Below are 21,121 nucleotides of genomic sequence, written 5' to 3' on the forward strand. Positions count from 1 at the left end.
GTACCGCACGGCGGGAAGGCGGGGCGGCCGGTCATGCGGCTTCGTCTTCGTCGTCGGGCTGGATCGCCTTGCCGGATAGCCACGGGAGGCGGACGAACTCGAACTCGTTCTGGTAGTCCCGGTAGAGGTGCGACTGGGTGATGGCGCCGCACATCGCGCAGCCGCGCAGCCGCAGCCCTTCGACCCACGACACGCGTGAGCAGCTAGGGCAGCGGGTCATCCACGAGTTGTAGTGGCGGGTCGACGTCCAGCGGATGTAGCCGCCGTGGCGGCGGACGAGCTTGGACTTCGCACGGTTCGGCCAGTGGCTGTAGTCCTCGTCAGTCCACGGGTTGATCGGGGCTGGCGGGTGGCCGACGATGACCATCTCGCCGCCAGGCCACTCGCAGGTGCACGAACTCGGCGGGCAGTCGCAGGCGAGCAGCTTGCCGAGCTCGTATGCCTTTTCGACGCGCGGTACTCCGGGTCCTTTGACCTCCAGCCAGGTGCCTATCTCGGTCAGGTGGAAGTCGGGCAGGTACTTGGCCCCGGACGGGAGCTCGAAGGTGCGGGGCTCGTACTCCCACGCGACGCCGAGGGAGTCGAGGGTGGCTGCCCACGACGCCTCGAGCAGGGACCGGAACTCGGTGTCGCGGTAGACGGTCGGCAGGGCCGCGATGGTCAGCTCGTCCTCGCCGGACGTTGGCCGGGTGGCGCGCAGGTTGGCGGTTGCTGCACGGTCGGCGCAGTCCTTGATGAGCCGGTCGATGTACTCGCCCCAGTCGTTCACCAGATCGCTCCCGTCTCCGAGTAGCCGGTGAACTGGTCGGCGTCAGCCGGCTTGTAGGACATCCAGGGCCACTTGTCGCCCTGCTTGATGAAGTGCGGCCACTCGCGTTCGTCGCGCATGCCGCGCCAGGGGACGACGCGCCGGCCGCGGCAGCCTTCGGTGTTCGCGGCGGACTTCTCGTCTTCGACGGGGCGGAGGCCGAAGCCGAATTCGGGCCAGCGCATCCACAGCGACGAGCCGAGGGGGCGGAGGTTGCGGTGTTGTCCGAACCCGTTGTGGTGGGGGGCGTGGGCTTCGAGGAGGACTGCGCAACGGGCGGTGGCTCGGGCTTCGTCGATGACGACGCTGACCTTGCGGGCGAGCTCTTCGCTGTTCGGGTCGCCGGCGTGGAGTCGGTAGACGGGGCCGATGATGAGGACGTCCGGCTTGATCGTTTCGACGCGGCGCATCATCCATGCCCGGTCTTTCGGGCGAGTGAGGTCGAGCCCTTCGGGCCGGCACTCGATGTGGAACTGGCCGCGGCGGACGGGCTGCTCGAGGTGTTCGGCGGCGGCGAGGAGGGGCCGGAACTTGCGGCGGCTGGTGGAGGCGCCGTTCTCGCAGTCGAGGGTCAAAACACGGACGGGGTCGATGATCTGGCTGGTGCGGAACGGGTGGATGCCAGCGGCGAGCGTGACGGACATCTGTCGGAGGAGGGTGGACTTCCCGCCGCCTTCGGAGGCGGTGAGGATCAGCCGGTCCATGCGCTCGAGCAGTCCGGGCACCAGCCAGTCGTAGGTGTCCTGGTGCTGGACGAAGTCGAGGATGTCTTCCGTCGGGAGGTCTTCGGCGGCCATTCCCTGGTCGCGGAGTTCGCGGGTCCAGGTGACGGCGCGCTCGATGAGGTCGGCGGTGGGGTCCGCGATGTTGAAGCCCATCTCGACGAGGCGTGTGCCGAGGGCGATGAGGGCGCGGCGCAGGGACCGGTCGGTGACGATCTCGGCGTATTCGGTGGCGTGGGCGGCGACGACGGTGCGGTAGTCGGCGAGCTGGAAGATGTACGGCCGACCGCCGGCGCGGGTGAGGTCGCCGCTGTCCTCGAGGTGCTTGGACAGGGTGATGGGGTCGATGGGCTGTCCGGCGGCGTGCATGCGGACGATGGCTTGGTGGATGAGCGCGTGGGCGGGCTTGTAGTAGGCGCTGGGGTCGACGTTGTCGAGGAGGATGCGGACGGCGTCGCGGCTGAAGCAGCAGGCGCCGAGGACGCTCATTTCGGCACCGACGTCGTGGGGCGGGACGCGCTCGAACGGGCTGGGCTCGTAGTCGGGCACGGGCTCGAGGTGGGTGGTCACTAGAAGATCCCTCGTTCTTCGGGTGTCTGGCCGACGGCACGGAGATGCGGGCGGCTGGTGTGGACGGGGGCCCCGGCGGCCGGCTTGGGCGGGAGTTCCTGCCAGCCGCGCATGAAGTACCGGGCGGAGTCGACGTGGGTCCGGTCGGCGGTGCGCCGGGCGTATTCGACGAGGGCCGGGACGCCGCACTTGTTGATCAGCGACAGGACGGGGAACCAGCCGTTGCCCTTGAAGGGCCAGCGGACGATGACGCCGCTGGCGCTCATGGAATCGACGAGCGGTCGGGCTGCTTCCGGGATCCCGTAGTCGTCGCCGTCGGGCTGCTCCGGCTCGCCCCCTTGCTTGCTGGGTGATGGGGATGGGGAGTGTGGGCCTGATTCCGGCCCACTAGAGGGCCTGATTCCGGCCCACTCTGGGCCTGATTCCGGCCCACTAGCGTGATCACGGTTGGCGTCTAGTGGGCTCAGATCCGGCCCACTAGGCCGGTGGTCTTGGGGTGTTAGTGGGCCTGATTCCGGCCCACTAGCCAGGGACGGGCGAACGAACCCGACCGCCTTCGGGAGGCTGTAGAGGGACGGTCGGGTGCCCTTCCCCTGCTCGATGCACAGCAACTCGCCGAGCTCGATCGCCGTCCGCACCGCCGACTTGCATACGGAGCGCGAGGTATTCAGGGCGCTCATGAAGTCGGCGTAGCTCAAGCGCACCTCGCACGCGCTGGTGCGCACCTGGTCCGCCACGAACAGCAGGGCGGTCCTGGCGTTACCCCTGGACTGGGAGTGCTTCCACACCCAGTGCATCGCGTCGAGGGTCACGAGCTTCCTTCTTCCGGGAGGGGTGTCGTCGTCTTCTGCGGCTGCGGCGGACAGCCCTCATGGAGGCTTCGGCGGGGCGGAGTTGCTGCCCCGGATGCGCTTCGATCGTACCTCAGGGTGTGTAGTCACCCGCAATACATCAGCAACACGCTTCGCGTGGGTGGGGTGACCAGTCAGCGAAGGGTCAGCTACGCTGTCGACATGACGACGAAGGGAACGCCTGGCCGCATGGTCCGCATCGATGACGAGATGTGGGCTGCCTACGGTCAGCTGTGCGAGGAGGAGGGCACCTCTCGCGCCGATGACATGCGTCGTCACGTCCACGCCCGCGTCGCTGCCTGGCGCAAGGCGCAGGGCAGCGAGGCACCGAAGCGCAAGGTCGTCGTGCGACGTAAGAAGTCCGACGTCTGACACCTCCTGCTCCCCCCTGGCCCCGCTGTGCGGGGCCTTTGTCGTGCGGTCAGGCGGCGGTGCGGAGTCCGCGCTGGCTGATCAGGTCGCGGATGTACTTCTCGTTGCCGCCCATCTGCCGGGCGATGGAGGCCGGGGATTCGCCGAGGCCGAGAAGGTGCCGGATCTCGGCGACCCGCATGGAGTCGCGGCCGTTGGCGGCCGGCGGCTTGTACGGCTCGAGGACTTCCGGCTGCTCGTTTGGGTCGTCGATGTCGTCCCAGGCGAGCGGGCTGTGCCAGCCGTTCGCCGCCGCTCGAGCCTTTGCCTTGCGGCTGGTGCCAGGGACGCAGGAGAGCTTCCGGTAGGCGGTGCGCACGGCGACTGCGGTCGGCCCGTCGATGCGCTGGTAGCGGCCGTTGGCGAGGTGGCTGATGCAGGACACGCTGAGTCCGGACACTTTCGCGATGGTGTCGGGGTTGTGTCCGATGGCGTATAGGGCGCGGACGCGGCGCTGGCTGGCGAGGTTGGGGCGGTCGGCGGTGTCATCGAAGGTGCCCGCGGTGATCGCGAGGATCCTGAGCGCTTTGTCGCGCTGGCAGCTTTTGGTGAGGCCGCGGACGAGGTAGCAGACGGTCGAGGTGGACACTCGGGCGTGGCGGGCGATGACGCTGTAGCTCATGCCGGAGGCGCGGAGTGCCTGGATGTGCTCGATGAGGGGCTGGGCGGGGTAGAGGGGGGCTTCGCCGCGGAGGTGGGCGAGGGCTCGCTGGTGGCAGGCTTTGTTGTGGGCGGACTTGCATTTGGGGCAGCGGCATCCGGGCCAGCCGGCTTTGCGGTCGCCCCTGTACCGGTACTGGGTTCCGTGTGGCGGGATGCTTTTGGTGGTCACTGCTCCTCCTGCTTCTTCTGCTTGGCGGTGTCGAGGCGGTGCTGGGTTTCGATGACTCGTGCGCTGGTCGGGTCGGGCCAGATGGCGAAGCAGTCGTCGTAGTCGTCGATGGCCTGGGCGAGTCGGCGGCAGCCGCGGGTGATGTCGACGTCGGCCCACACGTCGCCGGGGGTGCGTTGCGGGAGCGGGCTGCGACGTCGGCGGCGTTCCCAGGTGGCGGCGGTGTAGATGGAGGCGGCGAGCCAGATCACGCCGGCCGCGGTGAAGCAGGTCAGGGTGATGCTCATGCGGCCTTCTCCCGTCGTGCGGCGCGGCGCTGTTCGGCTATGAGCAGGCCTTTGACGCTCATCCGCCAGACCGCGATCGGGTGCCCGTGGGTGGCGGGTGATGTGGAGGGCACGTACTTGCCGGTGTGTTCGATGACCCCGCTTGAGCGGAGTCCGTTGATGACGGCGCCGAGGAAGCCGTGCGCGAGGTCGGGGAGGACGTCACGCAGCTGGTTGCAGCTCCATTCGTCGTGCTGGAGGCCGAAGTGGTACACGGCCTGCTCGACGAGGAATCGGTCCCAGTCGGAGGTGGCGGCGATGTCGGCGAGGAGCATGTCCTTGTTGGCTGCGGCGAGGCGCTCAGCTGGGGTGAGGCGGCGGGTCATGACGGGCTCCGTTCGGGCTGGGATGCTGGGTGCGGAGCCGGCCGCATTGCCCGCGGCCGGCTCCAGGCGTGCGGGCTAGTCGGTGGGCTCGGGATTGGCGTTCAGCCAGGCGAGGAGCGGCTCGGCGACATCGCGGGCGCCGTTCGGCCGGTCGATGACCTTGCGGTTCAGCGCCGGGCAGCGGGACTTGAGGACTTCGAGCCGGTTGTCGATGTCCATCGCCACGGCGATGTCGAACTCGTACTCGATGCCCTTGCGCTGCTCGGGTCGCATGCCGACCCGCTGGGGCTTGCCGCCGTCCAGGACCCATTCGGTGTAGGAGCGCATCGAGGCGACGACGTGGCCGGGGTAGTCGAGGATCGCGGCGACCATGTCGTTTTGGATGGGCGTGCCGTCTTTCCAGCCGGCGAACTTGTTGCCGCCGTACTTGGCCTTGGCCTTCTCGACCTGGTCGAGGGTGCCGTCGGTGCCTTTCCAGAAGTGGGAGAGGCTGTCGACGAAGACGGTCGGGTAGCCGGCCTGTGCGGCGGCGTCGAGGGCTCGGGCGAGGTCGCGCGGGTCGTAGCGGTCCATGGGGAGCGTGTCGAACTCGATGCCGCCGATTCCGGCGTACAGGCTGGCGGCGCCCTTCTCGGTGTCGATGACGGCGAACCGTTTGCCTTCGGACAGGCCGTGGGCGATGCCGAGTCCGGTCCAGGTCTTGCCGGAGCCGGACATGCCCTGGATGGACAGTCGGGCCTTGCGGCCGGTCTTGCTGGCGGGCCGGAACGCGAACTGTCCGGTGTCCTGCTGGGGCTGGGGTCGCGCGGTGCGGACGGGCGGGGGAAGCTGGGTCACTGGTTCTCCTCGGCGTACTTGCGCTCCACCCACGGGGGGAGCGAGATGTAGGTGGTGCCTTCGCTGTAGGCCGGCCAGTAGCCGGTGGCCCGGCCCATGGCGTAGGCGTAAAGGGCGCGGGCGTTCAGCTCGGCGCCGATGGCGCGGGCGGGGAAGTCGAGCTCGGCGACGGTCACCAGGTAGGGCGGCTGCTTCTCCTGGAAGATGAACTTGAATGCGGCCGTCGGCTCGACGAGGCCGAGGGCGACTGCGATGGTGCGGTAGAAGTCCTCTTGCTGGTGGTAGCCGTGGTCGTTGACGGCCTTCTGCAGGGCGTCGGGGTGTACGGACCGGGCCGTCTTGTAGTCGACGATCTCTTCGGGCCGGAGCCAGTCGAAGCGGGACCGCAGCCAGATGTCGTTGTCGTCGTGCCAGAAGGCGGATTGTTCGGCGAGGCCGCTGCCGGGGATCAGGAGGTCTGCGGCTTCGGGGTGTCGGGCGAGTGTTTCGGCCATGTCGTCGATGCGCTGCCGGGCGGCGGCCTTGAGGGGCACGTTGCCGTCGGCTCGTATCGCGGCGACCTTGGCTTTGGTCTCCTTGGTGTCCCAGCGCTCCTCGTCGACGACCACGAGCTCGGGGCCGTTGCCGAGGATGACGGTGTGCGCGGCTGTGCCGAACTCGAACTCGGGCTTGTAGGGCTCGGGATGGTCGAGGAAGTACTTGAACCGGGCGGGGCAGTCGGTGAGGCGCCGTGCTCCGGTGGAGGAGAGGCTGCCGCCGGGGATGGGGTCGGCGTGGTACAGCTCGGCGGGGATGTCGTACAGGCCGGGCTCGACCTCGACCGCGGCGGTCACTGCGCCTGCTCCTTGTCGGCGCAGTCTTCGCAGAGGAGTCGGCCGGTGGTGCGGGTGAAGGGCCCGTTCTCGTCGCCGCATTCGGGGCAGGTGATCGGCGGCTTCACGCGGCCACCTCGTCGGCGTTCATGGCGGTGAGGATGCGGTCGTGGGCTTCGTTGAACGGTTCGGTGTCGAGGCCCATCCACGGCACCGTGTGGGCCATGGCGGTGAGGAGATCGAGCCCGTCGAACCCTTCGGCTTTGGCTTCGCGGGCGGCTTCTTCGATGTCGGCGTCGGTGTAGGTGCCGTTGCGGCTGACGTCGGCGGTCATGCGCTCGGTGTTCGGTTCGATGCAGTCGACGCGGCCCAGAGCCATGAACACTTCGTGGACGTCGAGGGCGGCTTCGAGGGTGGCCTTGTCCTGGGTCCAGTCGGCGAGCTCGGCGAGCTTGCGGATGCCTCGGATGGCGTTTTCGCGCTGCATGGCGTCGGCGATGGCGAGGCTGCTGGGCTTGTGGCCGATGCGCCACCGGCACGGGTTGTTAGGGGCGAGGCCGTCGGGGAGACGGAACAGGACAAGGCCGGGTGCGACCTCTTCGGCTTCGATGGTGCGGGTGTCGCCGTCGGCGACGATGATGGTGTGCTGAATGGCGGTCACGGTGTCCCTTTCTGGGATGCTGGTTGGTGCGCCCCACCCAATTCGCCTGGGTGGGGCGTCTGTGGGGCGCCGGGGCGGGGGCCTGTCCGCATCCGCCGGCCCGGCGCCGGTCTCAGGCGGCCTGGTAGTCGCGTTCGGGCCGGAGGGTGTTGGCGTGGAAGCTGGCGGAGATCTCAGGGAGTTCGTGCGCGGAGACGATGTGGTCGGTCATCTGCTCGACCGCCTTCTCGCTGGCGGTGACGGTGTGCCTGCAGCGGGGCTGCGGGCAGGTCAGGTACTCGCGCATCACGCCGCCCTCTGTCCGGGGATGTGTGTCGGGCTGGTGCTGCCGGGCCGGGCGGCGATGTGGACGGGTGGCTGGGTGAGCTGGGCGCGGAGGGCCTGGATCTGCAACAGCTGTTTGGCGACGAGCGCTTCGGCGCAGTCGAGTTGCTGCTGCGTGTTCCGCAGGTCGAGGTAGGTGTCCGACTTCTCGCGGAGGATGGTGCGGATCAGCTTGTCTGCGGCCTGCAGCTTCAGGGACTGGTCCTCGACCGTGGCCTCGAGCTGCTTGACCCGGTCGATCGCCCGGTGCTTGCGGACCGGCCGGCTGATGCCGGGAAGGTGGATGGTCATGGCGTCTCCCGGCGGCTGCGGAACCACTTGCTGACGGCTTCTCCGGCGAAGAGGAGGAAGATCGATGCCGCGCCGATTAGGGCGAGGATGATGTCGACGGCGGTGGTGAAGTAGCCGTTCACGCCGCCGCCTTCGGTTCTGCCGGGATGCCGAGACCGGTCTCAATGCCCTCATTTGCGTCGCGCAGCCAGGCGTTGTCCTGTCGCAGCTGGTCGACCTCGGCCATGGGCGTGATCAGGTGGAGGGCGTTCTCCCACGGGCAGTTGTGGGAGGAGTGCTCGCCGATGACATCGATCGGCGCGACGGCGTAGGCGAGCCTGTCGGCCATGTCCTGCGCCTGGTCGCGCTCGCGCATGACCTCGTCGAGGGATCGTCCGAGTTCGGCGTGCTGCCGCTCGGCGGTGAGAAGCTTGCTGCGGAGTTCGGCGACCTCGGCCTGGAGTCGGGCCACCTCGTCGGCGGGACGCGGGGCGCTGTGGGCGCGGTCGACGATGCGGGTCCATGCGGCCCACGTGTCGTCGTCCCAGTTGTCGCTGTTACTGCCAGCGGCTCGGAGGAGTGCGGAGTCGTCCTCGGCGATGCGGTCAGCCATGGGACTCACCGGCCTCGGCAACCTGCAGCGTCTCCAGACGGAACGTGCCGCCGTTGTTGAAGCCAGTGAAGATCTGGCCACGCATGTTCTCCAGGTCCACCACGACCTCGGACTCACGCGACAACAGGTACGGCCGGATGTCCTTGTGGATGTGCTCGGCGAGCCCGTCGGCGGTGACGGCCCACACGGTGAGCGGCGCCGGGGGCTTGCTGCCGTTACGCCCGCCGTGGCGCCCGACGCGGTCGTAGGTGACGCGGTACTTCGTCTGCGTCGCGCCCGGCGCCTCGGCCATCTCGTCGAGGGACGGGGTGGTGATCTCGGCCTCGGGGTCGCGCGGCTGGTGGCGTCCGGCCTGCCAGTCCGGGCCGAGCTTCGTCAGCGTGTAGGTGCGCTCCTGCGATTCGATCTTGTCTGCGTTCACTGGTTGCCCCCTTGGGCGAGTCGGCGGCCGAGCCGGAACGAGGCTGCGGCGTAGGTGAGGAGGGCGGCGACGATGGCCAGGCCCTGGTAGACGAAGCGATCCGTGGCGGCCATCAGCGGTCGCCCCCGGAGTGGCCGTGCGGGAGGGTCAGCCGGCAGCCGGGCTGGGTGCAGGAGCCCTTGTGTGCGGCCCGGTAGGCGAGGTGCTCGATCTGCTCGCGCTCCACGTTCGCGCGGGCCGCGGCGACCTGGTCCTCGAGCTCGAGGACTCGGGCCCGGAGGCGCTCCACCTCCGCCACCAAGTCCAGCGGGGAGACGACCTCGGCGGTCACCGGACGACTCCCTCAGCGGCGCCACGCAGAGCGGCGAGAACTTCGGCCTGGGTGCGGGCCGGCGGCTGCCAGCAGGTGCGGCCTTCCAGCTCCCATGCCCTGGGCTCGTCACCGAGGTGCTCCCACAGGGCGTCCCAGGCCAGAACCGTGGCCTCTTCAGCGGCCGGGTCGATGCCGGGCTTCACGAAACCAGCGGCCCGGTCGATCGCGGCCATCAGCGTGTTCCGTGCGTGATCCCAGCCCTCCGCCTCCAGCAGGTCCGCAGCGTCACGCAGCACGGACGCCACACGGGAGCGGGTCACAGACAGCGTCACCATCACTCGCCACCGCCCTTGGCGGCCACGTCGACGTGGGTGAGGCGGATGCCGCCCCCGTAGCCCTCGACGGACACGACCGGCTCGCCGTGACCGATCGTCCATGCCTTGCTGCTGGTCTGGGTGTACAGCCGATGGCAGGCAAATCCGGCGTGCTCGTCGTCCGGGCGGACACCGGGATAGGCGACGACCGGGGTGCCGATCGGAACCCTGCGGTTGAAGGCGTCGGCCTTACGCTGGCCCTCCGCCCTGTCGGCCGCAAGCTTGGCCTCGTACTCGGCGTAGCTCATGCCGCCACCGCCTTACGGGCGGCGTCGTACTGGCCGATGCCCCACTGGATCGCGTAGCAGGCCCAGATGAACTCGGGCTCGTAGTCGTGGAAGTCCCACTCCCACGCGTCGGAGAACTCATAGCCCTGGTGGGCGAAGGCCTCAAGGGTGTTGCGGGCTTGCCGCTCGTCACTGAGGTCGTCGTCCAGCACCCAGGTCCGGAGCGCCTTGCCGGTTCCGGCGGGCACCCCGCCCCAGCGTGCGTCGTTGACGAACTGCTCAACGACGCGCTGGCGGAACTGCTCCTCGGAGTACTCCTTCACGGACTTGCGCCCGCCACCGAGCTTCTCCGCCCAGTAGTGGGGGTTGATACCCCACTGCCGATCGGCCCGAAAGAACGCGAACATGTCCTGCACGCGGCTGAAGGTGTAGCCATCGCCGACGTCGCCTCGGAAGGTGAGCGAGCCGGGCCAGGTGACGAGCTCGAACCAGTACTCGCTGCTCCTCGGATTCATGAACCGCAGGTGCCGGTACATGCCGTCGTCGTGGAGGACAGTCAACTGATGGCTGGCGGTGTCGCGCTCGAACCGCGCCTTGATCTCGGGGTAGTCGCTCATGCCGCACCTCCGGCGGTCTGGGTGGTGTCGGGGCGGGGCGGGCAGGCGGGGCAGCAGCTGCCGGGGACGGTGAACACCGAGTCGGCGTCGAGGTCGAGGAACTGGTGCCGCTGCTCAGCGAGGAGGCCGGCCGTGGTGCGCTTGTCGGCGAGGGCCTTCACTTCGGCGGCGACAACCGGCAACGGCACGTCCATGGCGGACGTCGACGTCGGCGGCTTCACGCAGCGGATGCACGACGTGTCGTCGCAGTCGTCGTCGTGGAGTTCGGGGATGAAGGGGATGGCCTGCGCGGGCGCGGCCAGGAACTCGCGGGCAGTCAGCGGCTCGGACATCACTCCGCCTCCTTCACGGAGTCGCCGAGCGCGGCCCGCTTCACGGGAGCCACCCAGTCGGGGACAGGGATCGGGTTCTCCCAGCGCATCGCGTTCCGCTGCTCGCGGTCGCAGATGTCGAGCACTGCAGACAGGCGGGCACGCAGCTGCTCGACCTCGCTAGCGTTCGGCGGGGCGATGCCGAGGCGGCGCCAGTGGGTGGACTCGGCGTCGGCCGCGACCTTGTTCCAGTAGCGCTGCTGGCGGGCGTCCCGCTCCGGATCGGTGTTGCTGGCCATCAGGCCGATCTCCCACTCGACGGCGCGAGCCCCTCCCGCTCGGTCCAGCTGCTGCTGAGTGGTGCCACCGCCCCAGAGCCTGGCCACGACCTCCCGCGCCTTCGACTCGACTTCGACGAGGACCTCGGCACGGAAGGCGTCGAGCAGCCCGTCGACTTTGTGGTGGATCGGCTCCGCCTGCTCGTCATCCATCAGGCTGTTGAGCACGCCAGCCTTGTGGAGCAGGTCGAGAATGAAGTCGGTCAGTGCTTCCTCGGCGTTCATGACAGGCTCCTCAGGTGGGAGCCCATGCGCTCGGCGTGCGACGACACGGTCTTGTCGGCGGATGCGTACTCGGCCTGCGCGGTCTGCCGGTCGCCCTCGTCCTCGACGCACAGCAGCGGGCCCGAAGCCTGCAACTGGCGGGGACGCTTCAGCTCACGCTCCGCGTCGCAGATCAGAACCTCGGCCTCGTAGAGGGCCTTCGGCATGTGGGTCAGCCGGAATCGGTGGACCGCTTCCGGGGCCGGGGCGGTGACTGCCCGAGGTACGGATGGGAGGATGCTGCTCACTGGTTCTCTCGCCTTCTCTCGCAGTTGGATTGCGTGTAGAGGGGTGGAACTGGGAGTCGGGGCGCCGTCGGAGGTCAGAGCCCGGCGGTGGCCCCGCACAGCCGACTAAGCGGCGGACTTGACCGGTCGGCTGGTCGCTCGACGCGGCCGGCGAATCTCAGCCGGACGCATCTCGGGGTCCGGCTCAGAGGCCCCGTGCTCGCAGTGGGCGAGGTAGGCGTCGAGCGTGGAGATGCGGTAGGCGATCCGGCGGGCGACGGGGAACCCCATGGGGCGTCCGTCGTCGAGCTGGCGCCACTTGTAGAGGGTGGTCTTCGCGACTCCGATGTAGTCGGCCGCGTCTTCGATCCACAGGCAGCCGGCCGGGGGCGGCGGGGGCGTGCGGGGGATCCTCGGCATTGGTCTACTCCTTCTGAGTGGGGGGTGATTCCGGGGACGTTTCGTCCCGCCAGTGGGACGATGGGGGCGCGAAAAGGACCAGCACGGCGACTCCGAGGACCTCCGTGACGCGGTGAGCGTCCGATGAGCTGAGGTCGCCCCTTCTGCCGCTGAGCAGGTGGCCTATCTGCGTTCGGGAGATGCCGCTGGCCTCAGCCAGCGTCCGGATGGAGTAAGGAGCCCCGCGACCAGGGTGATCCATGATCCATCTGAGGACATCTTTGTCGCGGAGTGCGTATCGAACACTCAATGGATCTCCACTGGGACGGAGTGTCTTTGACTGAGACCAGTTAAGCATGACAGGGACGATCCGTCCACAGATTCGGGACGACCGAATCCCGAGTTTCGGCAAACTTTCTGGCTAGATAACATTGATCTGTAGACGATTCGTCTGCGATCCGGGATGGTTGTACGGCCTGACCTGCGTCTTTCTTAGTTGAAATACGCATCAACAGAGACAGTCGGTGTGAACGTGAAGCGAGAGGACGAGGACATGACGGTTCCGGCCACCGCCCCGGACCCCGGCGCGGCCGAACCAACTCCGATGGGTGCCCTCTCCCGCCTCATCCAGGCAGCCAACGATGAGGGCGTCTCATACCAGGCGATGGCCGACAGGGGAGTTGACCCCATCTCGGGCCTGACGCTCGGCAAGCAGTACTTCCAGAAGCTCGTGAAGACACCGCCCGCTGGCCCGCCGAACCCTGCGCAGCTGCGAGCCATTGCCGCTGCCGTGCGCAAGCCCGAACGGCGCGTCAAGGAAGCCGCTGCGGCGCAGTGGCTGGAATACGAGGCGACCGAGCTCGCTGGATACGACGAGGAGGTCCGCATCATCCTCGGGCACCTCGCCGGTAAGCCCCGCGCTGAGCTGCGACGATGGCGCGCCATGATCGAAGCCGACGAGCAGGCGAGGCGCGAGGAGTAGGCGCCCGGTTTCACTGCTCGGTTGACGGGAGAAGTCCGTAAGTAGACTTTCGTTCAACCAATTGTGGTGCTCACTCGGTCAGACGTAGTCTTCACCATCCGTGCACAGTTCGTCGCTCTCGCAACAACTGTGCTGATCCCAGGGGAGGACTCATGCTGCGCGTAATCTACGAGCTGGCCGATCTTGCGGAGCCCGGCGCGGTCATCGAGGTGAGGGAAACGCGCGGCACGGTAAGGGTGCTCATCGAACGCACTGCCACACTGGAAGAGTTCGTCGCCACGATGAACCCGGTATGCGAGGAACTCCTCGCCGGCGGGCAGTGGTTCCAGCTATGGAAGGGCGAGGTCGTGACGATCGAATCGCCCACGGACCGGAGCAAGGGGGGCACGGTTGCCCGGCTACATCGAGGACCGCTGGTACAAGAAGGGCCCACCGGACCCCAAAGATCCCAAGGGCAAGCCCACACGGGTTGAGACCGCCCGGCACGGCAAGGGTAAGCGGTGGCGCGTCGCCGGCATCCCCGGCGTCCGCGACCGCTCCTTCGAAAAGCTGGAGGGCCCTGGCGGAGCGAAGAAGTGGCTGAAGGATTCCGCGACCGACACATCCCGCGGCACCTTCTACGATCCGCGTGATGGCAACCTCAGCCTCCGCGAGTACGTCGAGCAGCACTGGTGGCCGAACCTGCGCAAGCCGCCGACGACCAAGCAGTCCATGAAGCCGAGAGTTTTCAACCACATCCTCACCCACGCCGGGCACCTGCCGCTGAACCGGATCGGCCACGACGAGATCCGGGCCTGGCTCACCAGGGTCGAACAGGACATCGACGTCAACACGGTGCGCACCACATGGCGCCACTTCTCCTCGATCATGCAGGCGGCACACAAGGCGAAGCGGATCGCCGAGAACCCGTTCCGGGACGAGGACTTGTCGGCGCCCGCGGCGCCGCCTTCCAAGGCCCAGGCGTGGCCACAGGAGACGGTAGCCGCCGTCCGGGCGGAACTAGGTGCTCGCTACGGCATCCTGCTCGACATCGCCGTAGGGGCTGGCCTGCGACAGGGCGAATGCTTCGGCTTCTCGCCGGCCGACATCACCGATGACGACACCATCAACGTCACGCGCCAGGTGGTCCGGGTAGGTGGCAACCTGGCATTCGCACCACCGAAGGGCAACAAGACGCGGACGGCGCCGTGCCCACCCGAGCTGGCCCTCGCCATCAAGGAGTACTCCACCGTGATCCCCACGGTGGAGGTGACGTTGCCGTGGGTCGATCCGGACCGACCGAATCTTGAGTGGGAGAAGCGTCCCACGCAGACAGTACGTCTCCTTGTGACCACTCCCAGGACCAACGGCGGTGCCGGAGGGGCGATCAACCGGGCGACCTTCGACGACAAGACATGGAAGCCGGCGCTGGCGCGGGCGGGCGTGATCCCGCAGCCGGTGGTCGAGTACGTTCAGGCGAACGGCAAGAAGCCGTGGCGGCGCGTGAAGTGGGCCATGCCGCGGGAGGATGGGTTTCACGTCACCCGTCACACGTTCGCTAGCGTGGTGCTGGCTGCGGGTGAGACCATTACGCAGCTGGCCGCGTGGCTGGGCCACTCGGATCCGGCGTTCACGCTGAGGACTTACGTGCACTTCATGCCGAAGTCCGGGAAGCGGGCGCTGGCCGCGCTGGGCGCCTGGATGGCGCCGCCCAAGACTCTCTCGATCTCCCCTGCCGCTGATTCTCCCCAGATTCTCCCCAGCGAAGATCTGGATCAAGGAAACTGAGGGGAACCCCCAGGTCAGAGACCTAGGCGGCAGACGAGTCGGGCTGTACGCCGGGTTCTGTCGCCCGGTGACCTCGCGGTCGCCGGGGAGACGGCCATCCATCTAGGGCCGGTGTTGCCACCGGCCTCCTGCGGTCTACCCGCGGACTCGGGCGGGCAGCCCTCGATCGTCCGCGCAGGGCCGCCGTCCCTTGCGGGGCGGCGACCCCTCTTGACCTTGCTCCGGGTGGGGTTTACCGAGCCGCCTGAGTCACCTCAGGCGCTGGTGGTCTCTTACACCACCGTTTCACCCTTACCGGGGACCGAGGTCCCCGGCGGTCTGCTTTCTGTGGCACTGTCCCGCGGGTCACCCCGGGTGGGCGTTACCCACCACCCTGCCCTGTGGAGCCCGGACGTTCCTCGGGAGGCGCCCCGAAGGGTTCCTCACGCGGCCGTCCGCCCGGCTCGTCTGCCGTGCTGACCATGGTACCCGGCGGCCGGGGGCGGCTCGGACGGAGGCGGCGTCGCTACCCACGACGGCCGCCCCTTGACCTTGCCGCAGCGTCAGGGTTTCTACTGAGGCCATGCGGATCGGAGAAATCGCCGCGCTCGTCGGAGTCACCCCACGGGCCGTGCGGCACTACCACCACCAGGGGCTGCTGCCCGAGCCCACCCGGCGGGCCAACGGCTACCGGGACTACGCAGTGCGCGACGCCGTGCTGCTGGCCCGCATCCGGCGGCTGACCGAGCTGGGACTCGGTCTCGACGAGGTGCGGGACGTACTCGCCGACGACGCCGGGCGGGAGCTGGTCGAGGTACTGGAAGAACTGGACGAGGACCTCGGGCGCCAGCAGGAGCAGTTGGCCGAGCGGCGCCGGCGGCTCGGGCTGCTGCTGGCACAGGCACGGGACGGCGGGCTCACGGCCGACGGGCCCGTGTCCCCGGAGCTGGCGGCGCTGCTCGCGAACATCACGGGGGCCGCTGCGGCGCAGCCCGAGTCCGCGATGGCCGCGAAGGACCGCGAGCTGCTCGTCCTACTGGACACGGTCGCACCCCCCGCCGAGCGGGAACGGCTGATCGGTGCGATGCACCGGCTGACCGAGGCACCCGGGGCCGTGGAAGAGGTGCACGAGGTGTACCGGCTGCTCGACGCACTCGTGGACGCGGACGCCGGGGACGCGCGCGTGGAGGAGGCCGCGCAGGCCCTGGCCGGCTGTCTGCCCGACGAGCTGGCGGAGCAGCTGGAACGCGGCGACGTCCAACCGGACGGCGGGTTCCTCGACGCCTTCTTCGCCGACTTCTCCCCGGCCCAGGCCGAGGCCGTACGCCGCGCCCTGCGCATCGCCGTGGCGCGTGCCCGGTGAAGCGGCTGCTCAGGTGCGTCGCCTACGCCGTGCTGCCCGGCGAACTGGTGCTCGTCGTCTGTCTGGTGGCGGGGGTGCAGTTGCCCGCACCGGTCCTGGCCGCCGCCGAGGCGGCCGTCCTGCTCCTCCTCGTCGCCGAGGCCGCCGTCTTCGTACGACTGCGCAGGCAGGGTCTCAACAGCCAGCAAGCCGTACGGGAGTTGGTGCCGGAGCCCGTGCTGCGGCTCGCCGGACACGAACTGCGGCTGATGTGGAGCGTCGTCCTGTGGGCGGCGCGGCGCCGCAGCGGCGTCGGCCCCGGCGAGCAGGCCTTCGGACACGCCCGTGACCAGGCGGCACTCCTCTTCGGCTTCGCGTTCGTCTGCGTCGTCGAGACCGTGGGGATGTCGTACCTGCTGAGCGCCTGGCCCGTCGTGCACGGGATCGTCCTCTTCCTCGACGTCTACACCGTCGTCTTCGTCGTCGGACTGCACGCGGCCTCGGTCACCCGCCCGCACACCCTGTCCGGGGACACGCTGCGACTGCGCCAGGGCGCCCATGTCGACATCCGCGTCCCGCTGGACCGGATCGCCTCCGTCGGCTACGAGGTGCTCTTCACGCACACCAAGGAGGACGGCGTCCTGAACCTGCCCGTGGGCTCGCAGACGTCCCTCACCCTGAAGCTGTCCGAGCCCGTCACGGCCCTACGCCTGCTGGGCAAGGAGTACGAGGTGCACACCGTGCGCTGTCACGCCGACGACGCCCGCGCCCTCCTCCGCGCCCTCACGCAGGCGCGAACCGCACTTTCGCCCTCCCCGGGTCGGCCTGGATGAGCCGCACCCGGAGCTCCTCCCCGAGCGGCAGCGCCGCTCCGCCTCCCTCGATCGGAGCGACCACCGCCGGGTCCTTCAACTGGACGGTGCCGACGTCCGGTTCGTGCTCCCTGACATCGACCACGAAGGCGTCGAACAGCTCATCGGTCCGCCCCGTCAGCAAGGCGGCCTCGACGATGTCCACGCATTCGCGCTCGACGGTGTTGGCGCGCCGTGAGCCGTCGGCCATCTCCTTCGGGAGTTCCTCCAGTGCATCGCACACCCAGCCGGGGGGCTCCGCCCCGGCGACCGCGGCCATGCACAATTCGCCCGTGTACCGGTCGACGAGACGGCGCAGCGGTGCGGTGCAGTGGGTGTACTCGTCGGCGACGGCGGCATGGACCGAGGGATCGGGGACCCGGCCGCCGGTGAATGCCGTGTAACCGGCGCCGCGCAGCAGCGTCGTGCACTCCTGGAGGAACGCGGCGTGGCGGGTGTTCGACGGGTCCAGCGAGCGGACGACGTCGGCGTACGAGACATGGTGCGGCCAGTCGATGTGCAGAGCCCTCGCGGTGCGGCGCAGCCGGGCGACGGCGCCGTCCGGCGCGGTCGGCAGGGTCCGCAGGATGCCGGTTCCCGCGGCGGTCATCAGCTGGGCCGCGGCCATGCCCGTGAGCAGCGAGATCTGGGCGTTCCAGCCCTCGGCCGGGAGCGGAGCGCGGAACCGGAGCGCATACCCGTGGTCGCGCTCGACGATCTCCTGTTCGGGGACGTTGAGCGAGATCCCGCCCCGCTCGACCTCCAGCCGCTCCCGTAGCTGCCCGATGTCCTTGAGCAGCGCGAGCGGCTCCTCGGCGGTGCCGGAGTCGATCTGCCGCTGGGCGCCCGCGTAGTCGAGCCGGGCCCGGCTCCGTACGAGGGCGCGACGCACGTCCGTCGCGACGGACGTCCCGTGCTCGTCGAGATCGAGGGTCCACAGCAGTGCGGGGCGCGTCCGATCCGGCAGCAGACTCGCGGCGTCCTGCGAGAGCGCCACGGGGTGGAGCGGCACCTTCTCGTCCGGGAAGTAGAGCGTCAACGCCCGCTGGTGCGCCTCGGCGTCGAGTGCGCCGCCGGGCCGTACGAACGCCGCGACGTCGGCGATCGCGTAGTGGACGCGGAAGCCGCCGCCGGCACGGCGCTCCAGGTACATCGCCTGGTCCAGGTCGGCGGACGTCGGTGGGTCGATCGTGAAGAGAGGGATGTCCGTCGCGTCCTGGTCGGGCAGCCGCGGCTCCCGCACAGCCCGTTCCGTCTCCGCGAGGACCTCGGCCGGGAAGCCGTCGGGCGTGCCGAGCGTCGTGCGCAGCGTACGCAGGGCGGCGCGCAGGGGAGCGTCTGCTGCGCAGACGACATGCATCTGACGGCGGGGCATGGACCGAGCGTATTTCGCGCGGAACGGGGCGGCGACCCGGCACCGCGGCAGGCCGGGCGGCCCAGCACGACAGACGGCCGCGTTGTCGGGAAGCGCCCCCGACTACCCTGGCGCGGGGGGCCGCACCCCCTTCCCGTACGTACGCAGAGGAGATGGACCGTGCTCGTGCTGTTGCCGCCGTCGGAGGGCAAGGCCGCTTCCGGCCGTGGGGCGCCGCTCAAGCCGGAGTCCCTGTCGTTGCCCGGACTGGCCGGAGCGCGGGCGGCGGTGCTCGAGGAGCTCGTCGAGCTGTGCCGGGGGGACGAGGAGAAGGCCCGGGACGTGCTCGGTCTGAGCGACGGCCTGCGCGGTGAGATCGCGAAGAACACGGAGCTGCTGACGGCCGGGGCACGTCCGGCCGGGGAGATCTACACGGGCGTGCTGTACGACGCGCTCGGCCTGGCGTCACTCGACGCCGCCGCGCGCAGGCGGGCCCGGAAGTCGCTGCTGGTCTTCTCCGGACTGTGGGGCGCCGTCCGGGTGGACGACCGGATTCCGTCGTACCGCTGCTCGATGGGGGTGAAGCTGCCCGCGCTCGGGGCTCTCGGCGCGTACTGGCGCACGCCCATGGCGTCGGTACTCCCCGAGGCGGCCGGGGACGGGCTCGTGCTGGACCTGCGGTCCTCGGCCTACACGGCGGCCTGGCGCCCGAAGGGCGAGGTCGCCGGGCGTACGGCGACCGTGCGGGTGCTGCACGCCCGGCTCGACGAGTCGACCGGCGTCGAGAAGCGCTCGGTCGTCTCCCACTTCAACAAGGCCACGAAGGGCCGGATCGTTCGCAGCCTGCTGGAGACCGGGGCTTCGCCGAAGGGGCCGGGCGAGCTGGTGGAAGCTCTGCGAGACCTCGGGTACAGGGTGGAGGCCGGGGCCCCCGCGAAGACGGGGCAGGCGTGGTCGCTGGACGTGGTGGTGTCCGAGATCCACTGAGTCGCCACCGGTGCCGGCGGGAATCCGTGCCGGTGATCGCGACTGCGGTCGCCACGGGACCCGGTACATCCCCGGAGGGATCAGGACCCCGGCACACCCCCGGACCGGAGGAACGGCACGGGCCAGGACCCCAGCACACCCCCGGACCGGCGAAACGGCACGGGCCAGGACCCCAGCACACCCCCGGACCGGCGAAACGGCACTGGCCAGGACCCCAGCACACCCCCGGACCGGCGAAACGGCACGGGCCAGGACCCCGGCACACCCCCCGACCGGCGGTCAGGAGCCCGGCCGGACTCCGGAGCTGATCGCCGGTCCGTGCACCCTCCGGCACAGCTGCGACGAGTGTTGCGCAGGATGCAACGCTCGTTGTGCAGAGTGGGCCTGTTGGGCAGGATGGCGCGCATGGCCTCCGTGCTCGACCTCGCACCGGTCGTCCCCGTCGTCGTCGTCGACCGCGCCGTCGACGCCGTTCCGCTCGCCCGGGCCCTCGTCGCGGGCGGCCTGCCCGTGATCGAGGTGACCCTGCGTACGCCTGCCGCGCTCGATGCGATCCGGGCCGTCGCCGACCAGGTGCCGGAGGCCGTGGTCGGCGCGGGCACGGTCATCTCGGCGCCCGGTGTGGCCGACGCGGTGGCCGCGGGCGCGCGCTTCCTGGTCAGTCCGGGCTGGACCGAGTCGCTGCTGGACGCGATGAGGTCGTCCGGACTGCCGTTCCTGCCCGGCGTCTCGACCACGTCCGAGGTCGTCGCCCTGCTGGAGCGAGGAGTGAACGAGATGAAGTTCTTCCCGGCGGAGGCGGCCGGCGGCACCGCCTACCTCAAGTCCCTCGCCGGCCCCCTCCCCCAGGCCCGCTTCTGCCCGACCGGAGGGATCTCGCTCACCTCGGCGCCCGCGTATCTCGCTCTGCCGAACGTCGGCTGTGTGGGCGGCACATGGATGACGCCGCCGGACGCGCTCGCGGCGCGGGACTGGGCGAGGGTCGAGCCCCTTGCGCGCGAGGCGGCGGCACTCAGGTGAAGAGCAGCTCCAGGTGGTCCGTCACCGGGCGGTACCCCAGGCGCTGGTAGAGCGCGTTGCTCGTGGGGTTGGCCAGATCGGTGAACAGCAGCACCTCACTTGCGCCCGCCTGTTGGGCAAGGCGCGTCGCGGCGACCGTGACGGCACCCGCGTAGCCGCGCCGGCGGAACCCCGGCGGTGTGTACACGGGCGCTACGCGCGCCTGCCCCGCGACCATCGCTGAGATCCCGGCCATGGCGACGACACATCCCCCGGCCTCCCAGAACAGCAGCCGCCGGTCGCCGATACGGATCGTTGCGGCGTCGGTGCAGTCCGCGGCCCCTGCGCCGATGTCCACCCGGAACGCGCTCAGCCAGGCCGCGGCGAGCGGGATCTCCTCCCGCGTCGCCGGACGGGCGCGGCCCTCCGGGGCCGGGTGCGGCGGGGTGAGCTCGCCCAGACGGAACAGCCGGGTCTCATGGTCGACGCGGTGCGCGCCACGGGCCCACTCATCGGCGAACGCCTGCGCGCTCGCGCACTCTCCGCTGACGCCCGGCAGGGCATCGGCACGCGGCGTGTCGGTCCGCAGCGCCCTGGCGAGGGCGCGGGCGGCCTCCTCGGGCATCACGCCGAGTTGGGGCGGCAGCGGGGGTGTCTGCAGAAAGGCGGCGGTGACCGGCTCCTCCGGTGTGGCCCGCCACCATCCGAAGCGCACGGGCCTGTCCCCGCCGTACACGGCCGGGCCGTGGCGGCGCACCATCTCGCTGACGGTCAGCAGGACGGTGTTACGGCCCGGGTGGGTGAGGAGGTACGGGTCGGCGGCGGCGCGGAAGGCTTCGACGTCGTGGGTGAAGTGCCAGGGCATGCCGTGATGTTGCTATGGATCACGCCTGCACCGCAGGTGCTTTTCCCAGCGGCGGTACGGACTGCCCGTGCCGGGTCCGGCCGTCGGGCACGCGACGCGGTGAGGGCCCACTCCACGGTGCCGGGTGCGGTCATCGGCGTT

General features: G+C 69.7%; 32 protein-coding genes and 1 other RNA gene. 8 read left to right on the top strand and 25 right to left on the bottom strand.

The features are described from left to right. Positions 1-31: 31 nt before the first annotated feature. The 3 genes from AC068D_RS05000 to AC068D_RS05010 are packed head-to-tail and all read right to left on the bottom strand — an operon-like array spanning position 32 to position 2,366. Positions 32-769, bottom strand: coding sequence for a PDDEXK family nuclease (locus tag AC068D_RS05000; protein WP_478821553.1), 738 nt, complete (start codon positions 767-769; stop codon positions 32-34). After that, the gene (locus AC068D_RS05005; protein WP_478821554.1) at positions 766-2,100 is read right to left on the bottom strand and encodes an AAA family ATPase; all 1,335 of its coding nucleotides are present in this window, start codon (positions 2,098-2,100) and stop codon (positions 766-768) included. The genes AC068D_RS05000 and AC068D_RS05005 overlap by 4 nt, the downstream gene beginning before the upstream one ends. Continuing rightward, the gene (locus AC068D_RS05010) at positions 2,100-2,366 is read right to left on the bottom strand and encodes a hypothetical protein (RefSeq protein WP_478821555.1); all 267 of its coding nucleotides are present in this window, start codon (positions 2,364-2,366) and stop codon (positions 2,100-2,102) included. The genes AC068D_RS05005 and AC068D_RS05010 overlap by 1 nt, the downstream gene beginning before the upstream one ends. Positions 2,367-3,113: 747 nt before the next feature. Between AC068D_RS05010 and AC068D_RS05015 the strand changes: the two genes are divergently transcribed. Next, positions 3,114-3,323, top strand: a complete 210-nt coding sequence (locus AC068D_RS05015) for a hypothetical protein (protein ID WP_478821556.1) — start codon at positions 3,114-3,116, stop codon at positions 3,321-3,323. Between the two features lie 49 nt (positions 3,324-3,372). On the opposite strand, the gene AC068D_RS05020 is transcribed toward AC068D_RS05015, so the two are convergent. The 19 genes from AC068D_RS05020 to AC068D_RS05110 form a co-directional block, all read right to left on the bottom strand. Beyond that, entirely contained in the window at positions 3,373-4,194 is an 822-nt protein-coding gene (locus AC068D_RS05020) for a hypothetical protein (protein WP_478821557.1), read from the bottom strand. Next, complete coding sequence (locus AC068D_RS05025) at positions 4,191-4,481, bottom strand: hypothetical protein (protein ID WP_478821558.1); 291 nt, start codon at positions 4,479-4,481, stop codon at positions 4,191-4,193. The genes AC068D_RS05020 and AC068D_RS05025 overlap by 4 nt, the downstream gene beginning before the upstream one ends. After that, positions 4,478-4,846 carry a hypothetical protein gene (locus AC068D_RS05030; RefSeq protein ID WP_478821559.1) on the bottom strand — a complete coding sequence of 123 codons (369 nt, stop codon included), beginning with the start codon at positions 4,844-4,846 and terminating at the stop codon, positions 4,478-4,480. The genes AC068D_RS05025 and AC068D_RS05030 overlap by 4 nt, the downstream gene beginning before the upstream one ends. Before the next feature lie 75 nt (positions 4,847-4,921). Further along, positions 4,922-5,683: an AAA family ATPase gene (locus AC068D_RS05035; protein WP_478821560.1), complete on the bottom strand. Its 762-nt coding sequence runs from the start codon at positions 5,681-5,683 to the stop codon at positions 4,922-4,924. Then, positions 5,680-6,516: a PD-(D/E)XK nuclease-like domain-containing protein gene (locus AC068D_RS05040; protein WP_478821561.1), complete on the bottom strand. Its 837-nt coding sequence runs from the start codon at positions 6,514-6,516 to the stop codon at positions 5,680-5,682. Before AC068D_RS05040 ends, AC068D_RS05035 begins: the two co-directional genes overlap by 4 nt. Positions 6,517-6,619: 103 nt before the next feature. Then, a complete protein-coding gene (locus AC068D_RS05045) occupies positions 6,620-7,156 on the bottom strand; it encodes a hypothetical protein (RefSeq protein WP_478821562.1) in 537 nt (178 codons plus the stop codon). 112 nt (positions 7,157-7,268) lie between these two features. Beyond that, positions 7,269-7,442 (bottom strand): hypothetical protein, encoded by a 174-nt coding sequence (locus tag AC068D_RS05050; protein WP_478821563.1) that lies wholly within the window; start codon positions 7,440-7,442, stop codon positions 7,269-7,271. Continuing rightward, a complete protein-coding gene (locus AC068D_RS05055; RefSeq protein ID WP_478821564.1) occupies positions 7,442-7,771 on the bottom strand; it encodes a hypothetical protein in 330 nt (109 codons plus the stop codon). The genes AC068D_RS05050 and AC068D_RS05055 overlap by 1 nt, the downstream gene beginning before the upstream one ends. After that, positions 7,768-7,893, bottom strand: a complete 126-nt coding sequence (locus AC068D_RS05060) for a hypothetical protein (protein ID WP_478821565.1) — start codon at positions 7,891-7,893, stop codon at positions 7,768-7,770. The genes AC068D_RS05055 and AC068D_RS05060 overlap by 4 nt, the downstream gene beginning before the upstream one ends. Then, complete coding sequence (locus tag AC068D_RS05065) at positions 7,890-8,363, bottom strand: hypothetical protein (RefSeq protein ID WP_478821566.1); 474 nt, start codon at positions 8,361-8,363, stop codon at positions 7,890-7,892. Before AC068D_RS05065 ends, AC068D_RS05060 begins: the two co-directional genes overlap by 4 nt. Continuing rightward, a complete protein-coding gene (locus AC068D_RS05070) occupies positions 8,356-8,784 on the bottom strand; it encodes a hypothetical protein (protein ID WP_478821567.1) in 429 nt (142 codons plus the stop codon). The genes AC068D_RS05065 and AC068D_RS05070 overlap by 8 nt, the downstream gene beginning before the upstream one ends. Before the next feature lie 112 nt (positions 8,785-8,896). Continuing rightward, positions 8,897-9,115, bottom strand: coding sequence for a hypothetical protein (locus AC068D_RS05075; RefSeq protein WP_478821568.1), 219 nt, complete (start codon positions 9,113-9,115; stop codon positions 8,897-8,899). Further along, the gene (locus AC068D_RS05080; protein ID WP_478821569.1) at positions 9,112-9,432 is read right to left on the bottom strand and encodes a DUF6197 family protein; all 321 of its coding nucleotides are present in this window, start codon (positions 9,430-9,432) and stop codon (positions 9,112-9,114) included. The genes AC068D_RS05075 and AC068D_RS05080 overlap by 4 nt, the downstream gene beginning before the upstream one ends. After that, on the bottom strand, positions 9,432-9,719 hold the full coding sequence (locus AC068D_RS05085) for a hypothetical protein (RefSeq protein WP_478821570.1): 288 nt from the start codon (positions 9,717-9,719) through the stop codon (positions 9,432-9,434). The genes AC068D_RS05080 and AC068D_RS05085 overlap by 1 nt, the downstream gene beginning before the upstream one ends. Beyond that, on the bottom strand, positions 9,716-10,315 hold the full coding sequence (locus AC068D_RS05090; RefSeq protein WP_478821571.1) for a hypothetical protein: 600 nt from the start codon (positions 10,313-10,315) through the stop codon (positions 9,716-9,718). Before AC068D_RS05090 ends, AC068D_RS05085 begins: the two co-directional genes overlap by 4 nt. Continuing rightward, positions 10,312-10,647 carry a hypothetical protein gene (locus AC068D_RS05095; protein ID WP_478821572.1) on the bottom strand — a complete coding sequence of 112 codons (336 nt, stop codon included), beginning with the start codon at positions 10,645-10,647 and terminating at the stop codon, positions 10,312-10,314. Before AC068D_RS05095 ends, AC068D_RS05090 begins: the two co-directional genes overlap by 4 nt. Continuing rightward, on the bottom strand, positions 10,647-11,189 hold the full coding sequence (locus AC068D_RS05100) for a hypothetical protein (RefSeq protein ID WP_478821573.1): 543 nt from the start codon (positions 11,187-11,189) through the stop codon (positions 10,647-10,649). Before AC068D_RS05100 ends, AC068D_RS05095 begins: the two co-directional genes overlap by 1 nt. Beyond that, a complete protein-coding gene (locus tag AC068D_RS05105; protein WP_478821574.1) occupies positions 11,186-11,476 on the bottom strand; it encodes a hypothetical protein in 291 nt (96 codons plus the stop codon). The genes AC068D_RS05100 and AC068D_RS05105 overlap by 4 nt, the downstream gene beginning before the upstream one ends. A 105-nt stretch (positions 11,477-11,581) precedes the next feature. Continuing rightward, positions 11,582-11,875: a helix-turn-helix transcriptional regulator gene (locus AC068D_RS05110; RefSeq protein ID WP_478821575.1), complete on the bottom strand. Its 294-nt coding sequence runs from the start codon at positions 11,873-11,875 to the stop codon at positions 11,582-11,584. 505 nt (positions 11,876-12,380) lie between these two features. On the opposite strand from AC068D_RS05110, the gene AC068D_RS05115 reads away from it, so the two are divergent. The 3 genes from AC068D_RS05115 (at position 12,381) to AC068D_RS05125 (ending at position 14,603) form a co-directional block, all read left to right on the top strand. Then, positions 12,381-12,836: a hypothetical protein gene (locus AC068D_RS05115; protein WP_478821576.1), complete on the top strand. Its 456-nt coding sequence runs from the start codon at positions 12,381-12,383 to the stop codon at positions 12,834-12,836. A gap of 152 nt (positions 12,837-12,988) precedes the next feature. Continuing rightward, positions 12,989-13,309: a hypothetical protein gene (locus AC068D_RS05120; RefSeq protein ID WP_478821577.1), complete on the top strand. Its 321-nt coding sequence runs from the start codon at positions 12,989-12,991 to the stop codon at positions 13,307-13,309. Then, positions 13,227-14,603, top strand: coding sequence for a tyrosine-type recombinase/integrase (locus AC068D_RS05125; protein WP_478821578.1), 1,377 nt, complete (start codon positions 13,227-13,229; stop codon positions 14,601-14,603). The genes AC068D_RS05120 and AC068D_RS05125 overlap by 83 nt, the downstream gene beginning before the upstream one ends. A gap of 30 nt (positions 14,604-14,633) precedes the next feature. Here AC068D_RS05125 and rnpB read toward each other — a convergent pair. After that, positions 14,634-15,049, bottom strand: an RNA gene (gene rnpB, locus AC068D_RS05130) — RNase P RNA component class A. Between the two features lie 116 nt (positions 15,050-15,165). Between rnpB and AC068D_RS05135 the strand changes: the two genes are divergently transcribed. Together AC068D_RS05135 and AC068D_RS05140 are read left to right on the top strand one after the other, a co-directional pair. Beyond that, a complete protein-coding gene (locus AC068D_RS05135; RefSeq protein WP_478821579.1) occupies positions 15,166-15,945 on the top strand; it encodes a MerR family transcriptional regulator in 780 nt (259 codons plus the stop codon). Continuing rightward, positions 15,942-16,757: a hypothetical protein gene (locus AC068D_RS05140; protein WP_478821580.1), complete on the top strand. Its 816-nt coding sequence runs from the start codon at positions 15,942-15,944 to the stop codon at positions 16,755-16,757. The genes AC068D_RS05135 and AC068D_RS05140 overlap by 4 nt, the downstream gene beginning before the upstream one ends. On the opposite strand, the gene AC068D_RS05145 is transcribed toward AC068D_RS05140, so the two are convergent. Further along, complete coding sequence (locus tag AC068D_RS05145; protein WP_478821581.1) at positions 16,708-18,150, bottom strand: RNB domain-containing ribonuclease; 1,443 nt, start codon at positions 18,148-18,150, stop codon at positions 16,708-16,710. The two genes, AC068D_RS05140 and AC068D_RS05145, sit on opposite strands and share 50 nt — an antisense overlap. A gap of 159 nt (positions 18,151-18,309) precedes the next feature. Here AC068D_RS05145 and yaaA point away from each other — a divergent pair, with 159 nt between their 5' ends. Beyond that, positions 18,310-19,116 carry a peroxide stress protein YaaA gene (yaaA, locus tag AC068D_RS05150; RefSeq protein WP_478821582.1) on the top strand — a complete coding sequence of 269 codons (807 nt, stop codon included), beginning with the start codon at positions 18,310-18,312 and terminating at the stop codon, positions 19,114-19,116. A 405-nt stretch (positions 19,117-19,521) separates the two neighbouring features. Further along, a complete protein-coding gene (gene eda / locus AC068D_RS05155; RefSeq protein WP_478821583.1) occupies positions 19,522-20,136 on the top strand; it encodes a bifunctional 4-hydroxy-2-oxoglutarate aldolase/2-dehydro-3-deoxy-phosphogluconate aldolase in 615 nt (204 codons plus the stop codon). On the opposite strand, the gene AC068D_RS05160 is transcribed toward eda, so the two are convergent. After that, on the bottom strand, positions 20,129-20,980 hold the full coding sequence (locus AC068D_RS05160) for a GNAT family N-acetyltransferase (protein ID WP_478821584.1): 852 nt from the start codon (positions 20,978-20,980) through the stop codon (positions 20,129-20,131). The two genes, eda and AC068D_RS05160, sit on opposite strands and share 8 nt — an antisense overlap. Positions 20,981-21,121 lie beyond the last annotated feature (141 nt).

Source organism: Streptomyces sp. NPDC043861 (assembly GCF_056435905.1).

Excerpts from the sequence above, each read along its gene's own strand:
- AC068D_RS05010 (WP_478821555.1), bottom strand. The coding sequence starts at position 2,366 with ATGAGCGCCAGCGGCGTCATCGTCCGCTGGCCCTTCAAGGGCAACGGC.
- AC068D_RS05015 (WP_478821556.1), top strand. The coding sequence starts at position 3,114 with ATGACGACGAAGGGAACGCCTGGCCGCATGGTCCGCATCGATGACGAG.
- AC068D_RS05025 (WP_478821558.1), bottom strand. The coding sequence starts at position 4,481 with ATGAGCATCACCCTGACCTGCTTCACCGCGGCCGGCGTGATCTGGCTC.
- AC068D_RS05030 (WP_478821559.1), bottom strand. The coding sequence starts at position 4,846 with ATGACCCGCCGCCTCACCCCAGCTGAGCGCCTCGCCGCAGCCAACAAG.
- AC068D_RS05050 (WP_478821563.1), bottom strand. The coding sequence starts at position 7,442 with ATGCGCGAGTACCTGACCTGCCCGCAGCCCCGCTGCAGGCACACCGTC.
- AC068D_RS05055 (WP_478821564.1), bottom strand. The coding sequence starts at position 7,771 with ATGACCATCCACCTTCCCGGCATCAGCCGGCCGGTCCGCAAGCACCGG.
- AC068D_RS05065 (WP_478821566.1), bottom strand. The coding sequence starts at position 8,363 with ATGGCTGACCGCATCGCCGAGGACGACTCCGCACTCCTCCGAGCCGCT.
- AC068D_RS05080 (WP_478821569.1), bottom strand. The coding sequence starts at position 9,432 with ATGGTGACGCTGTCTGTGACCCGCTCCCGTGTGGCGTCCGTGCTGCGT.
- AC068D_RS05085 (WP_478821570.1), bottom strand. The coding sequence starts at position 9,719 with ATGAGCTACGCCGAGTACGAGGCCAAGCTTGCGGCCGACAGGGCGGAG.
- AC068D_RS05090 (WP_478821571.1), bottom strand. The coding sequence starts at position 10,315 with ATGAGCGACTACCCCGAGATCAAGGCGCGGTTCGAGCGCGACACCGCC.
- AC068D_RS05095 (WP_478821572.1), bottom strand. The coding sequence starts at position 10,647 with ATGTCCGAGCCGCTGACTGCCCGCGAGTTCCTGGCCGCGCCCGCGCAG.
- AC068D_RS05100 (WP_478821573.1), bottom strand. The coding sequence starts at position 11,189 with ATGAACGCCGAGGAAGCACTGACCGACTTCATTCTCGACCTGCTCCAC.
- AC068D_RS05110 (WP_478821575.1), bottom strand. The coding sequence starts at position 11,875 with ATGCCGAGGATCCCCCGCACGCCCCCGCCGCCCCCGGCCGGCTGCCTG.
- AC068D_RS05120 (WP_478821577.1), top strand. The coding sequence starts at position 12,989 with ATGCTGCGCGTAATCTACGAGCTGGCCGATCTTGCGGAGCCCGGCGCG.
- AC068D_RS05135 (WP_478821579.1), top strand. The coding sequence starts at position 15,166 with ATGCGGATCGGAGAAATCGCCGCGCTCGTCGGAGTCACCCCACGGGCC.
- AC068D_RS05145 (WP_478821581.1), bottom strand. The coding sequence starts at position 18,150 with ATGCCCCGCCGTCAGATGCATGTCGTCTGCGCAGCAGACGCTCCCCTG.
- eda (WP_478821583.1), top strand. The coding sequence starts at position 19,522 with ATGGCCTCCGTGCTCGACCTCGCACCGGTCGTCCCCGTCGTCGTCGTC.
- AC068D_RS05160 (WP_478821584.1), bottom strand. The coding sequence starts at position 20,980 with ATGCCCTGGCACTTCACCCACGACGTCGAAGCCTTCCGCGCCGCCGCC.